The 13,222-nt window shown below is 59.9% G+C and carries 14 protein-coding genes and 1 pseudogene; 9 read left to right on the top strand and 6 right to left on the bottom strand.

The window, feature by feature from the left end:
* Positions 1 to 154 precede the first annotated feature (154 nt).
* The 6 genes from BI292_RS27810 to BI292_RS27785 all read left to right on the top strand — a co-directional run bounded on the left by BI292_RS27810 (position 155) and on the right by BI292_RS27785 (position 5,060).
* On the top strand, positions 155 to 1,504 hold the full coding sequence (locus tag BI292_RS27810; protein ID WP_101209912.1) for a GntP family permease: 1,350 nt from the start codon (positions 155 to 157) through the stop codon (positions 1,502 to 1,504).
* A 16-nt stretch (positions 1,505 to 1,520) separates the two neighbouring features.
* Positions 1,521 to 2,381, top strand: coding sequence for a MurR/RpiR family transcriptional regulator (locus tag BI292_RS27805; RefSeq protein WP_101209911.1), 861 nt, complete (start codon positions 1,521 to 1,523; stop codon positions 2,379 to 2,381).
* Position 2,382: 1 nt separating this feature from the next.
* A complete protein-coding gene (locus BI292_RS27800) occupies positions 2,383 to 3,837 on the top strand; it encodes an amidohydrolase family protein (protein WP_101209910.1) in 1,455 nt (484 codons plus the stop codon).
* A 110-nt stretch (positions 3,838 to 3,947) separates the two neighbouring features.
* Positions 3,948 to 4,316, top strand: coding sequence for a glyoxalase superfamily protein (locus BI292_RS27795; protein WP_101209909.1), 369 nt, complete (start codon positions 3,948 to 3,950; stop codon positions 4,314 to 4,316).
* Between the two features lie 82 nt (positions 4,317 to 4,398).
* The gene (locus BI292_RS27790; protein WP_101209908.1) at positions 4,399 to 4,644 is read left to right on the top strand and encodes a plasmid stabilization protein; all 246 of its coding nucleotides are present in this window, start codon (positions 4,399 to 4,401) and stop codon (positions 4,642 to 4,644) included.
* Entirely contained in the window at positions 4,641 to 5,060 is a 420-nt protein-coding gene (locus tag BI292_RS27785) for a type II toxin-antitoxin system VapC family toxin (RefSeq protein ID WP_101209907.1), read from the top strand. Before BI292_RS27790 ends, BI292_RS27785 begins: the two co-directional genes overlap by 4 nt.
* A gap of 134 nt (positions 5,061 to 5,194) precedes the next feature.
* On the opposite strand, the gene BI292_RS29580 is transcribed toward BI292_RS27785, so the two are convergent.
* The 6 genes and pseudogenes from BI292_RS29580 to BI292_RS27760 form a co-directional block, all read right to left on the bottom strand.
* Positions 5,195 to 5,899 (bottom strand): methyl-accepting chemotaxis protein, encoded by a 705-nt coding sequence (locus BI292_RS29580; protein WP_371918774.1) that lies wholly within the window; start codon positions 5,897 to 5,899, stop codon positions 5,195 to 5,197.
* A 201-nt stretch (positions 5,900 to 6,100) separates the two neighbouring features.
* A pseudogene (locus BI292_RS29575) lies at positions 6,101 to 6,979 on the bottom strand (methyl-accepting chemotaxis protein); the annotation flags it as partial.
* Between the two features lie 281 nt (positions 6,980 to 7,260).
* Positions 7,261 to 7,848 (bottom strand): ribosomal protein S5-alanine N-acetyltransferase, encoded by a 588-nt coding sequence (gene rimJ, locus BI292_RS27775; RefSeq protein ID WP_101209905.1) that lies wholly within the window; start codon positions 7,846 to 7,848, stop codon positions 7,261 to 7,263.
* A 57-nt stretch (positions 7,849 to 7,905) separates the two neighbouring features.
* Entirely contained in the window at positions 7,906 to 8,943 is a 1,038-nt protein-coding gene (locus tag BI292_RS27770) for a HAMP domain-containing sensor histidine kinase (protein ID WP_101209904.1), read from the bottom strand.
* Between the two features lie 9 nt (positions 8,944 to 8,952).
* Complete coding sequence (locus BI292_RS27765; RefSeq protein ID WP_101209903.1) at positions 8,953 to 10,410, bottom strand: ATPase domain-containing protein; 1,458 nt, start codon at positions 10,408 to 10,410, stop codon at positions 8,953 to 8,955.
* Positions 10,407 to 10,841, bottom strand: coding sequence for a hypothetical protein (locus BI292_RS27760; protein ID WP_231987142.1), 435 nt, complete (start codon positions 10,839 to 10,841; stop codon positions 10,407 to 10,409). The genes BI292_RS27765 and BI292_RS27760 overlap by 4 nt, the downstream gene beginning before the upstream one ends.
* Positions 10,842 to 11,014: 173 nt before the next feature.
* Between BI292_RS27760 and BI292_RS27755 the strand changes: the two genes are divergently transcribed.
* The 3 genes from BI292_RS27755 to BI292_RS27745 all read left to right on the top strand — a co-directional run bounded on the left by BI292_RS27755 (position 11,015) and on the right by BI292_RS27745 (position 13,191).
* A complete protein-coding gene (locus BI292_RS27755) occupies positions 11,015 to 11,545 on the top strand; it encodes a GNAT family N-acetyltransferase (protein ID WP_101209902.1) in 531 nt (176 codons plus the stop codon).
* A 198-nt stretch (positions 11,546 to 11,743) separates the two neighbouring features.
* Positions 11,744 to 11,995 (top strand): helix-turn-helix transcriptional regulator, encoded by a 252-nt coding sequence (locus BI292_RS27750; protein WP_092273594.1) that lies wholly within the window; start codon positions 11,744 to 11,746, stop codon positions 11,993 to 11,995.
* Entirely contained in the window at positions 11,992 to 13,191 is a 1,200-nt protein-coding gene (locus BI292_RS27745) for a type II toxin-antitoxin system HipA family toxin (protein WP_101209901.1), read from the top strand. The genes BI292_RS27750 and BI292_RS27745 overlap by 4 nt, the downstream gene beginning before the upstream one ends.
* The last annotated feature ends 31 nt before the right edge of the window (positions 13,192 to 13,222 follow it).

Here is a 13,222-nt window from a genome sequence, read left to right as displayed (position 1 = left end):
ACCCAAAACTTTCATAACCCACCCCCCGCCATGCCTCTGCGCGACAAGCCTTACCTGTGCACGAAAATTACTTTCACCTCGTTTGAATATCGCGCTCTGAAATGATTTATGAGTTTCACAAATCAATCGACGTGACCCTTTCGAGGAGTACCGCATGACGCCTTCCTTTGGCTATTGGCTGCTGGTTTATGCCGCTGTCGCCATCATTGCGCTGATCGTTCTGATCGCGCGTTATCGACTCAATCCGTTCATCGTCATCACCCTGGTTTCGATTGGCTTGGCGCTGTTGGCAGGGATGCCGCCGTCGGGCGTGGTGGGCGCTTATGAGGCGGGCGTGGGCAAGACGCTGGGGCATATTGCGCTGGTGGTGGCGTTGGGGACGATGCTTGGCAAGATGATGGCCGAGTCGGGTGGCGCGGAGCAGATGGCGCGCACGCTGATCGACCGTTTTGGCGAGAAGAATGCACATTGGGCAATGGTGTGCATCGCGTTTCTGGTCGGGTTGCCGCTGTTTTTCGAGGTCGGTTTTGTCTTGCTGGTGCCGATTGCGTTCACCGTGGCGCGGCGCGTCGGGGTGTCGATTCTGATGGTCGGTTTGCCGATGGTCGCGGGGTTGTCGGTGGTGCACGCGTTGGTGCCGCCACACCCGGCGGCGATGTTGGCGGTGCAGGCGTATCAGGCGTGGGTCGGACAGACGCTGCTGTACGCGATTTTGATTGGTATTCCGACGGCGATTATCGCCGGGCCGCTGTACGCCAAATTCATCGTGCCGCGCATCCACTTGCCGGCAGATAACCCGATGGAACGGCAATTTCTCGACCGCGAGCCGCGTGATCGGCTGCCGGGTTTCGGCATCACCATGGCGACCATTCTGCTGCCGGTGGTGCTGATGCTGATTGGCGGTTGGGCCAACCTGATTTCCACGCCGGGCAGCGGCTTCAATCAATTCCTGTTGTTTATCGGCAACTCGGTGATCGCCTTGCTGCTGGCGACGTTGCTGAGCTTCTGGACCTTGGGTCTGGCGCAGGGCTTCAGCCGTGAATCGATCCTCAAATTCACCAATGAATGCCTGGCGCCGACCGCGAGCATTACCTTGCTGGTCGGTGCTGGCGGCGGTTTGAATCGGATTCTGGTGGACGCCGGCGTCACCGATCAAATCGTCAGCCTGGCGCAGGTTTTTCACCTGTCGCCACTGATCATGGGTTGGCTGTTCGCCGCGTTGATGCGCGTTGCCACTGGTTCGGCGACCGTGGCCATGACCACCGCGTCCGGCATCGTCGCGCCGGTGGCCATTGGTCTGGGTTATCCGCATCCGGAGTTGCTGGTGCTGGCGACGGGCGCAGGCTCGGTTATCTTTTCCCACGTCAACGACGGCGGCTTCTGGCTGATCAAGGAATACTTCAATATGACGGTTGCCCAGACTTTCAAGACCTGGACGGTGCTCGAAACGCTGATCTCAGTGGTCGCTTTCGGGCTGACCCTGGGTCTTTCCTACCTGCTTTAGCCGGAGCCCCCGCGCCATGGACATCCTCTACCAGATCCGCGCTCGCCAGGATTCGTTCAGCGCCGGCGAAGGTCGCATCGCCCGGCTGATGCTCGACGACGTCGGTTTTGCCTCATCCGCCAGCCTCGACGAATTGGCCCTGCGCGCGGAAGTCAGCACCGCCACGTTGTCACGGTTCGCGCGCACGGTCGGCTGCCGCGACTTGCGCGATTTGCGCCTGCAACTGGCGCAGGCCAGCGGCGTCGGCAGGCGTTTCCTCGACCCGGCAGGCACGCCCGAACAGTCGGGGTTTTATCGGCAGATTGTCGGTGACATCGAGTCGACCTTGCACCAGCATTTGGCCGCGTTTGACGAGTCGCGGTTCGCCGATGCGGTGAAATTGCTCGGCAAGGCGCGAATGATTCATGCGTTCGGCATGGGCGGTTGTTCGACATTGTGCAGCGATGAACTGCAAGTGCGCCTGGTGCGTCTCGGCTACCCGATTGCGGTGTGCAGCGACCCGGTGATGATGCGCATCACCGCCGCCAGCCTCGGCGCCGAACACGCGGTGATTACCTGCTCGCTGACCGGCATCACCCCGGAGCTGCTCGAAGCCGTGGAACTGGCGCGCAGCTACGGCGCGCGGATTCTCGCGATCACCCGCGCCGACTCGCCGCTGGCGCTATTGGCCGATGTATTGCTGCCGCTGCAAGGCGTCGAAACCTCGTTTATCTACAAACCGACGGCTGCGCGCTACGGCATGTTGCTGGCCATCGACGTGCTCGCCACCGAGCTGGCGCTGGCCAATCCTGAAGACAATCAAGAACGTCTGCGGCGGATCAAACTCGCCCTCGACGATTACCGTGGCGGCGACGATCACCTGCCGCTGGGAGACTGACATGCTGTACGACACTCTGATCCGCAACGCCCTGATCATCGACGGCAGCAATGCGCCCGGTTATGCCGCGGACGTGGCGCTTCTGAACGGGCGCATCGAACGCATCGGCGACTTGCACGACGCCCGCGCCAGCGAACAAATCGACGCCGCCGGCCGCGTGCTGGCGCCGGGTTTCATCGACGTGCACACCCACGACGACACTGTGGTCATCCGCCAACCGCAAATGTTGCCCAAGCTCAGCCAAGGCGTGACCACGGTGATCGTCGGCAACTGCGGGATCAGCGCTGCGCCGGTCAGTCTGCGCGGCGATCCGCCCGATCCGATGAACCTGCTCGGCACTTCGGCGGCGTTTGTTTACCCGACCTTCCGCGATTACCGCGAAGCGGTGGAAGCTGCGAACACCACGCTGAACGTCGCCGCGCTGGTCGGCCACACCGCGTTGCGCAGCAATCACCTCGACGACTTGTTGCGCAGTGCCAGCGCCGAGGAAATCACCGCGATGCGCGAGCAATTGCGCGAAAGCCTGGAGGCCGGCGCATTGGGGTTATCCACAGGTCTGGCGTATGCGAGCGCGTTCTCGGCGTCCACCGATGAAGTCATGCAATTGAGCGAAGAACTGACGGCGTTCGGCGCGGTGTACACGACCCATTTGCGCAGCGAATTTGCGCCAGTGCTGGAAGCCATGGACGAAGCGTTTCAGATTGGCCGACACGCGAAATCGCCAGTGATCATTTCCCACCTCAAGTGCGCCGGCGTCGGCAATTGGGGGCGCAGTCCGCAACTGTTGGCGGCGCTCGAAACCGCGGCGCAGAGCCATCCGGTCGGCTGCGATTGTTATCCCTACGCGGCGAGTTCTTCGACGCTCGACCTCAAGCAGGTTACCGACGCTCACCGCATCACCATCACTTGGTCCACACCGCATCCCGAACTGGGCGGCCGCGACTTGATCGACATCGCCGCCGATTGGAACGTGCCGCTGCTCGACGCCGCGCGCCGCCTGCAACCGGCCGGGGCGGTGTATTACGGGATGGACGAGGCGGACGTGCGGCGAATCCTCGCGCACCCGTTGTCGATGGTCGGCTCTGATGGCCTGCCCGAAGACCCGTTCCCGCACCCGCGCCTGTGGGGCGCATTCCCTCGGGTGCTTGGCCATTTCAGTCGTGACGTCGGGCTGTTTCCGCTGCACACCGCCGTGCACAAAATGACCGGGCTGTCGGCTGCGCGTTTTGGCTTGAAGCAACGCGGGGAGATTCGCGCCGGACATTGGGCGGACCTGGTGTTGTTTGATCCGCTGACCATTCGCGACGTCGCCGATTTCCACGATCCGCAACGCGCGGCGCAAGGGATTGACGGGGTTTGGATCAACGGCGTGCTGAGCTACGTCGATGGCAAAGCGAACGGGCGCCGGGCCGGACGGTTTCTGGCGCGGGAAGGGGATTTGCGTGACGGTTTTTAGCCCTCGCGCGCCGCAGTGATCGCGCGGTGAGCTTGAAGAAATTTCGGATAATGCCCAAGCACTGACATCCAGCCCGGCTACACTGCGCTTTTTTGATCAGGGAGATACCCATGAGCTTCGGCAAAACCACACCGATCCTGCGCATTTTCGAAGAAGCCAAAGCGGTCGAATTCTACGTCGACTTCCTCGGTTTCCAAATCGACTGGCAGCATCGCTTCGAAGCCAACTTCCCGCTCTACCTGCAAGTCTCCCGCGGCGAATGCGTGCTGCACCTCTCCGAACACCACGGCGACGCCACCCCCGGCTCGGCGCTGCGCATCGAAACCGACGAACTCGAAGCGTTCCAGCAACAACTGCAAAACAAGGACTACGCCTACGCCAAACCACAAATCCAGGCAACGCCATGGGGCAGCCAGGATTTGACCGTGACCGACCCGTTCGGCAATCGGCTGGTGTTTACCAATGCGATTTGTGTTTGAGAGCCGCTCGGCGGTTAGTGAGTTTTAACTGAAAAACCTGTGCTAGCCTGCAATCAATGATTTCATTGATTGCGGGGGCGTTATGGCCAGTATCACCATTCGAAACCTTGACGACCAAATCAAGGAACAACTGCGTATATCCGCCGCTCACAACGGGCACTCGATGGAAGAGGAGGCGCGCCTGATTCTGGCAAGGGCGCTGGCAACTGTTGACCGTGCTGGTGGACTCGGAAGCCGGATTCGCAACAGGTTCAGTGAAAGTGGCGGAGTGGACCTCGAACTTCCGGCGCGGGACGCGAAAGCCGTGGCGGTGGATTTCTCCGAATGATCTTGCTCGATACCAATGTGCTTTCAGAGTTCATGCGATTGAAGCCCGATGTAAAAGTCTTGGCTTGGGTTGATGCTCAGCCCGTAATGGAGTTGGCAATCAGTGCTGTCACTGTCGCGGAAATTCTCCATGGCATTGCCAGGCTGCCCGTCGGTAACCGCAAACAAAAGCTTGAGGCGCATGCGATGGCGATGTTCGAAGAGGACTTCGCTGGGAGGATATTTTCTTTCGATGCGCACGCTGCCGTTGAATACGCAACGCTGGTCGCGAACTGTGAAGCTAACGGCCGAGCAGCATCAATGGCCGACGCTCAGATAGCTGCGATTTGTCGAAGCCATGGAGTACCGATCGCCACCCGCAATGTTCGGGACTTTGCGTTTTCCGGGGTAGAGGTCATCAACCCTTGGGAGGCGTGATATTGGCGGCGTTAGCGTGAGGTTACTCCGCGTGGGAATGCCGCCGGGGACGCTCCGTGTTCCGCTGGTGAAGGTGACGCAGAGCTTCACGGGATGCATTCCCACGCAGAGCGTGGGAATGATCAGTTCTGCTGTCAGACGCGGAAGTGGCTGACCATCTGTTGCAGTTGGCCACCCAAACGCGCGAGTTCGACGCTGGATTTTGCGGTTTCGTCGCTGGCAGCGGCGGTTTGTTCGGAGACGTCGCGCACGTTGACGATGCTGCGGCTGATCTCTTCGGCCACGGCGCTTTGCTGCTCGGCGGCAGCGGCGATCTGCTGGTTCATCGACTGGATGTTGGACACCGTGCGGGTGATGTTTTCCAGCGAGACGCCAGCCTTGCGGGTCAACGCGACGCTGCTGTCGGTCAGGGAACGGCTGTTGTTCATCACCGCCGACACCTGTTGCGTACCGTTCTGCAGACCGGCGACCAAACCTTCGATTTCTTCAGTGGACTTCTGCGTGCGCTGGGCCAAACCACGAACTTCGTCGGCAACCACGGCAAAACCACGACCGGCTTCACCGGCGCGGGCCGCTTCAATCGCGGCGTTCAGCGCGAGCAGGTTGGTCTGTTCGGCCACGGCTTTGATCACGTCCATGACGCTGCCGATCTTGTCGCTTTCCTGTTGCAGCACGCTCATCGCTTCGGTGGAGCGTGCCACTTCGGTGGCCAGACGTTCGATCTGCGCAATCGCTTCGTTGACCACTTTGTCGCCCTCGCGCGCTTCGCCATCCGCGGCGGCAGCGGCTTGCGAGGCTTCTTCGGCGTTACGCGCAACTTCCTGCACGGTGGCAGTCATTTCGTGCATCGCGGTGGCGACTTGATCGGTTTCGATCTTCTGACTGTTGACCCCGGCGCTGGTCTGCTCGGTCACGGCCGACAGCTCTTCAGCGGCGCTGGCGATTTGCGTAACGCCGTCGCGGATCCCGCTGATCAACTCGCGCAGGGTTACGCCCATGCGGCCGATGCCTTGCTGCAACACACCGAGTTCGTCGCGGCGAGTGACTTTGACGTCCTGGGACAAATCGCCGCTGGCGATACGGTCAACCACGGTCATGGTTTCGCGCAGCGGGCCGGTGATCTGGCGCGTGATAAGCACCGCAGCAATCACGCCAACCAGCAATGCCAGCAACGTGCTGATCAGTTGCAGAGTGCGCGCCTGGGCGCTTTCGATGTCACGACGGTCGAGCTGGAATTGATACAGCTTGTCGCTCAGGGTGACGATCGCGGCGCCCTGATCGGTCATGTCCTTGCGCACGCGCACGGCGTCGCTGGTCGCGGCTTTGAACGCCATCAGCGCGCTGCGGTAATTGGTCAGTGCGGTGTCGAGTTGGCGCAGCGCGTCTTGCTGAGTGTCGGCGAAATGCGCATTCAACGGCTTCAGACTGGCGATGGCCGCGTCGACCTGGGCGAGGGCTTTTTGCTCGGTTTCGGCGTTGGTGGTGGCGGTGTAACCGCGCACTTCGTAACGGGCGAGCATGAACGCTTCTTTGGCCTGGGTGATGGCCTGGAATTCTTCGAAACGCAGGTCGCTCAGGGGCATTTCCTGCACCCGCGCGCTGATGGAATTGATCAGCGTGTAAGCGGTTTCGGCGTTGGCGGCCATGGCGTCGCGGGCACCGTTGCCGGTGCGGTAGGCGGCGCGCATTTCTTTGAGTGACGCCTGATAAGCGGCGATGACGCCAGCCTGCTCTTTGAGCATTTTGACGTTTTCAGCATTCTTGAAACTGCCCAGCAGCGCGGTTTGTTGCGCGGCAAAACTGTCGAGGGTGGTCTGCACATTCTGCGCGGCGGTTTCATCGCCGTTGGTCAGCATGTATTGCAGGCGCACCACGCGCAATTTGGTCAGGCCGGCGTTGAGCTGGGTGATGTCGCTCATCCAGTTGCTGCGGTCAATCAACCCGCCCAGGCTCGTCCAGCCGGTCAGGGCGAGGACGCAGGTCAGTGCCAGGACAAGGCCGAATCCCAGGCCCAGTTTCATGTTCACGCTGATGTTGCCGAACCAGCTATTCATCACAATTCCTCCAGGAACGTTGTGCTTCTTGATCGTCAGTTGGCTGGAAGATTGTTGTTTTTAGGCGCCAGCAAGGTGTGTTGCAGACCTGTATCGGCAGCAATCGCGAGAGCTGAAAGGTTTTTCCCCTGGAGGTGGGATGCGGATCAGGCGAGCGGTTTTGACCAGCGCTGTTCCGGTGTTTCAAAACGCTCGTTGATCAACGCCGTCAGCACATGATCCTGCCAGCGCCCGGCAATGCTCAGGTAGGCCTTGGCGTAACCTTCGCGCTCAAAACCGAGACGTTCGAGCAGCCGCGCGCTGCGTTCGTTGCCGGGGATGTAATTGGCCATGATCCGGTGCAATTGCTGCACGTCGAACATGTAACTGATCGCCGCTTCCAGCGCTTCCTGCATCAAGCCCTGGCCCTGATGCTCGGCGTCAATGTGATAGCCGAGGTAACACGCCTGGAACGCGCCGCGGGTGATGCCGCTGAAGTTGCAGGCGCCGATCATCTGGTCGTTGTCCGGGTTGAGCAACGCGAAATGCACCGCCAGACCGGCGGCGAAAGCGCTGGCCTGAATCTCCAGACGCGAACGCACGCGTTCGGTGCTGTGGTAATCGGCGGGGCGGATCGGCGACCAGCGCGCCAGATGCCGCTGGTTGCGCCGGTAGAAATCGCTCTCCAGCGACGCCTGATCAGGGTCGAGCACCGCCAGGGTCAGGCGTTTGCACGGCAGGGACAACAGCGGCATGGGGCGCTCCGGTTGGCGGGGATGTTTGCGCAAGCATTGCGTGGCCGGCGGAAAAACTCAATCCGCTGCCGGAAGCGGGACCAGCGGCAACGTGACGATAAACGTGCTGCCGCGGCCATCGCCATCACTGGTGCCGACAACCGTGCCGCCATGCGCTTCAACCAACTCGCGCACCACCGTCAGGCCGATGCCGAGCCCGGCGCCGTTGAAGCCGATGGCATGAACGTCTTGCACGAACGGCTCGAAGACAAACGGCAAAGCCTCGGCGGAAATCCCGATTCCATCGTCGCGAATGTTGATTGTCAGCAGGTTATCGCTGGCAGTGACCAACAGCGTGACGTTGCCGTAGGCCGGGGTGTACTTGGCCGCATTACCGAGCAAGTTGCCGAGAATTTGCGCCAGCCGTACCGGATCGCCATCCACAGGCAAGGCGCAGGTCGGCAGTTCAGCGTTGAAGTGCAATTGTCGGGTGGTCATCACCGGGCCACAGATATCGATGGCCTGGTGAATGATTTGCAGCATGTCGACGATCTGGCAATTGAGGCGCAATTTGCCGGTGCTGGCGCGCGACACGTCGAGCAAATCGTCGACCAGCCGCGACATGTGCCGCACCTGGCTTTCGATCAGCGACTGCATGCGCGGCAGCTCTTCTTTCGGCACGCGAACCAGCCGCCCGGCGATCATGCTGATCGGCGTCAGCGGGTTGCGCAGTTCGTGGGCAACGAGTGTGAGAATGTTGCGCTGCTGCGCCAGGGTGTGTTCCGCCGAAGCTTGCAGGTTTTGCGCGCTGAGCGCGGCGATGACCAATTGCGCGTTGGCCTCGCGCATCTCCAGAAACAGCCGCTGTTCTTCTTTCGAGCGCTGGGGTTTTTCCGCATCCGATTGCGCCAGCAGAATCGCCAGGACCAATTGCTGGTTGGCCTCGACCAGTTGCTCGATCTGCTGCGCGTCGACCAGGCGGTTATTGGTGTCGCTCAGTTGCTTTTGCAGCGACGCCAGCACTACACGCGCCTCGGCGGTTTTCTGGCCAAGCACGAACAACTCACGAGCGGCCGTCGCCATCGCTTGTGCATTCGTGCCATTGGCCTCGGTCATTGGCTTGGCTTACGCCTCGTCACTTCCGGGCCGCCGGGTCGGCCGGCCCCCGAGCAAACCTTCCTGGTCCGGGAGCATTTCGCCGACCTGCAAGCCGCCATCGTCGATGCGGTACAGGCGCAACTCGTCGGAATGAGCGCTGGCGCGAACCTTGACCACGGCCATGATGCGCAGCAAACGGCTCTGCACTTCGATGTAGCGCTGGACGATGATCGCATCGGTGAGGAACGCCGTGCCGTAAGGGCTGAAACGCAGGTCGGTGTAGCGGTCTTCCAGTTCCGAGGTCATCAGCACGCTGACGCCGGCACCGGTCAGCGCCGTGACCATGCGCGACAGCGACTCGCGGAAGTCTTCGCGGAAGGTCGGCGCCAGCGCCAGTTCGAAGCCCGACAGCGAGTCGATGACCACGCGCGTGGCTTTCAATCGATTGATTTCGCCGAGCAATAACTGGACGATTTCGTCGATCGACAAGTCCGGCGCGCGGCTGTCGACCAAGCCGACCTGACCGCTCTCAATGAGTTTGGCCAACGTGGTGTTTTGCGAGTGATTGGGCCGTTGCTCAAACACTGCAATTACCCCGGTTTCGCCATTGCGCGCGCCTTCCGCGAGGAACGTCGCGGCGAGAATGCTTTTGCCGGAACCCGACGGCCCGGCCACCAGCAACGAATAACCACGAGGCAAGCCACCGCCGAGCATTTCGTCGAGCTGCGGAACCCCCATTTTCAGGCGTTTGATCGGGAATTCCAGCGGCACTCCAACCCGGTTGAGCGGCGCTGGCGCGAAGACTTTGATCCCGGACGTGGCGATGCGGAAGGTGTGCAAACCGGGCAATGTCGGCTGGCCGCGCATCTTCATGATTTCCATCTTGCGCACCATCGAGTTGCGCTCGACGCTCTGGCGCAACCAGATCAGGCCGTCGGCCACGGTGAAAATCGGGTTGGTATCGGTTTCGGTGAAGTATTCGCCAATCAGGAAGGTCGTTGCCTGCCAGGTGGTCATCAACATGCCCAGTTGCTGAACGAACTGCGGCAGGTTGTTGTTGGGATTGTCCTGAGTCTGGCTGGCCAGCACCACGGAGCGGAACGAGTCGACGAACACCAGCGCCGGGGCGTGGGTCTCGACTTCGCTGACGATGCGCCGCAATACCTCATCCAGATCGCCGGCCAACGTATCGTCGACCAAATTGATGTAGCGGATCGACCGGTTGATCGCGTCGCTGTCGAAAAAGTCGAATTGCTGCTGATAACGCAGCATCTTCAGCGGCGGCTCGCCGAGCACGGTAAAGAACAACGCCGGGCGTTCCGGCGTCGCCAGGGCAAACATCATTTGATGCGCCAGGGTGGTTTTACCGCAGCCAGGAGGGCCGGCGATCATGTTGAACGAAAACTCGGGTAATCCTCCGCCCAGCACCTCGTCCAGGCCTGGCACGCCGGTGGCCAGACGGTTGATAGTCACTTTGGTGCTCATGGCGAAGTTTCCTGCGAAGGGGTGTCGCTCAAAGAAGGTTCCCACACGCAACGAAGCAAACGTGCGGTGAGCGAGGGCCCGATCAGGGTGGTCAGTAGTTCATAAAACGTGGTCAGCAGCACTTCACCGAAAAACAGCGCATCGACCTCGCTTTGCTTGACGAGTACGGATTGGAGCGCAATCAGGTCCCACGCCGCTTGGACGCTGTCGTAAATGCTGGCCAAACGCGGCTGATTGGAGACGCACAGGTGGATGCTGCGGCGGTACAACGCGACAACCCCTTGGTGGCCAATGATCGGCGTGAGGGCTGCGTCCATCTCCTGCAAGGTCGAAACGATCGCCTGGGCGATGCTTGCAGTGTCAGCGTTAGGGCCAACACGGTGCGCCAGAGAAGCTACGATCTGGCGGCTCTCTTCGCTTAGCGTGGGCATGGCTAACTGATATCTGATTGACAGGCAGCGATGGTACACCCTATGAGCATGCAGGTCGTTAGTTGCATCAACTCTGATTACTCATGCCGATTTTATGAACATTGCCGACCTAAACTTCGCAGGCCATAGGTCGTTGATATCAGTGAAGATGGACCGAAATTGAAGGATGAAATATGGACGTTTTGTTAACCCGGTGCCGGTCTCCAGTGAGTTTGCGGGCGCCGGATCCTGCGTTGTCCGTGGCGCTGCAGCGAGCGTTAAATGACAGCTTTGCCGTGCATTCGGAGTTTTTGCCTTGGGCGAAATCCTTTACCTCGGAGGACGAGGCGCGGGCGTTCATGGTGCGCTCGGTCGATGAATTCACTAGCGAGACTGGCGAGCGGCGGTTTTTTATTGTTGCCGGCGATGGCGAGGCGATTGTTGGCTGCATTGGCTTGATCCCGCGCGGTCGCAATCGGCATGAGGTGGGTTATTGGGCTAACACTGAGTTTGCCGGCAAGGGTTATATGCGGCGGGCGCTGACGGCGTTGATCGGTAATTTGCCGGGCGATGTTTTTTATCTGACGACGTCCTCGGCGAACCTGGCGAGTCAGCGGTTGGCGGTGGCGGCGGGTTTTGCGTTGATCCGCATATTCAAGCGCGCGCGGCACACGGAACGGCACGGGGTTCAGGATACGTACCTTTATCGCTTGAAAGGGGCGTAGGCGTGGCGGTTAATCGCGGGCAAAAAAAAGCCCGCGGGAGGGCGGGCAAACCGTAGTTTCTTGAATGAGCGAGGGCAATGTATCTGATGGGGCGGGGTGTTGGGGTGAAGAAAAATTCATGTGGTTTCATCGATAATATTGCTCGTCGCAAGGTTACGTATGCGTTACATTCGTCGCTCAATGTCACGGTAACGGAACATGGACTGCTATCTGCTCATTTCACGGCTTGCGAAACAGATCCGCGAAAAACGCCTTAACCGCGGCCTCACGCAGGCCAGTCTCGCCGAGCTCGCTGGTCTGACGCGGCAAAAAGTCATTGCTGTAGAAAAGGGCAGTCCTTCAATTGGCATGCTGGCGTATGCGCGAGTCCTTGGCGCTCTTGATTGCGAATTGGCGGTGCTCCCCGCCGCCATGCCGACCCTTGAAGAGCTTGGAGAGTTGTTCAAATGAAGATGGTCACTCTCAAAGTCAGCACACCTGACGGCAGTAGCGGCAGTGTTTTTACCAGCGCTGAGGACTTCATTTTCCGTTACCACGAAGACGCGTTGCCGCCAATGGCGATCAGTCTGTCGATGCCTGTACGACCTGACGAATTCCGCCGACGAGATCTGCACCCGATCTTTCAGATGAATCTCCCGGAAGGCTACGTGCTGGAACAACTGCGTAATCGCCTGGCCAAAACGGTAAACATCGACCCGATGATGTTGTTGGCACTCTCCGGTAGCAGCTCGCCCATTGGCCGAGTGCAGGTTCGTTCTGACGCGATCGACGTATTGCTCGGGGAACAGCAATTCAAAGGTGAAAAACTCGAAGAAATTCTGGCGTGGGATGGCGCTGAGGACATCTTCGCCGACCTTCTTGATCGCTATATCCTGCGAGCCGGTATTTCGGGCGTTCAGCCCAAGGTATTGGTGCCCGAACAGCGAGGCTCTGAGCTGTCCCGCGTAACCACGAAGACATCTGATCTGATCATTAAAAGTGGCCGGGACGAATTCCCGGGCCTTGCGATCAATGAGTTTCTTTGCATGTCCATCGCCAAGGAGGCAGGCATCCCGGCACCGGAGTTTTACCTCTCTGATAACTCCAAACTGTTCGTCATGCGCCGCTTTGACCGCGACCCGCAACTTAATCCAATCGGCTTCGAAGACATGGCCGCGCTAATGGGCCTCTCGGCCGATCAGAAATACAGCAAAAGCTACGCCGCCATCGCTAAAGCAATACGGCTGTTTTGTCCGGCGGAGCATCAGCGTTCATCGCTTGATCAACTATTTGATAGCGTGGCGCTCAGTTGCATCGTCGGAAACGGCGACGCGCATTTGAAAAACTTCGGTTTGCTCTATTCCGAGCCAACGCAGCGCGATGCACGACTCGCTCCCGCCTATGACATCGTCAACACCACCGCTTACATCCCCGAAGATGTGTTGGCGTTGGACCTGGCGGGCAACAAATCAATGTTCGCCTCCCGTCAGGGCTTATTGGAGTTTGCACAAACCTGTGACGTAGAGCATCCCAAAGAGCGCATTCAGCGGCTGCTTACAGCGCTCGAAAAAACCCTTGGCAGTTATCCCGAGTACAGAGAGCAGGCGCCCCACGTGGTCAGTTCCATTGAAGAGTCCGCCGCACCTTTCGCGTTAACGTTCAGATAGGCCCGACGCCGGTAACGGCATTTCACGAACG

The organism is Pseudomonas sp. 43NM1, assembly GCF_002836905.1.
GTDB classification, from domain to species: domain Bacteria; phylum Pseudomonadota; class Gammaproteobacteria; order Pseudomonadales; family Pseudomonadaceae; genus Aquipseudomonas; species Aquipseudomonas prosekii.
The sequence above is the reverse complement of the archived record's forward strand: the minus strand, read 5'-3'. Positions and strand labels throughout refer to the sequence as shown.